The sequence below is a fragment of the Thauera sp. 27 genome (assembly GCF_000310125.2).
In the GTDB taxonomy this organism is placed as follows: Bacteria; Pseudomonadota; Gammaproteobacteria; order Burkholderiales; family Rhodocyclaceae; genus Thauera; species Thauera mechernichensis.
In genome coordinates this window covers 1-314 of the sequence record NZ_AMXB01000119.1, presented here as the reverse complement: position 1 = coordinate 314, position 314 = coordinate 1, and the positions used below count along the sequence as shown (strand labels likewise).

The window sequence follows — 314 nt, the reverse complement described above, 5'->3', positions numbered from 1 at the left end:
GTGATCGACGAGGTCAATAACGGCCTGTCGTATTTCGACACCACCTTCCTGCGCGAGCTGCCGCGTCTGTACGCCAGCCTGGAAGACCGCCTGGCCGCGGCCGACCCGGCGCTGGGCGCGCCCGAGCTGGCCGCCTTCGTGCAGGTGGGCAGCTGGATCGGCGGTGATCGCGACGGCAACCCCTTCGTTACCGCCGAGGTGCTCGAGCGCGCGCTCGCCATGCAGGCGGCCGTCGCCCTGGGCTACTACCTCACCGAGCTGCACACCCTGGGCTCGCAGCTCTCGCTCGGGCTGGGCCTGGTCTCGGCCTCGGA

Annotated in this window: 1 protein-coding gene; it reads left to right on the top strand. The window is 70.7% G+C overall.

The genetic code is table 11. From position 1 onward, the window contains the following. On the top strand, positions 1–314 hold a 314-nt coding region (locus B447_RS21655), incomplete at both ends, for a phosphoenolpyruvate carboxylase (protein ID WP_157384743.1).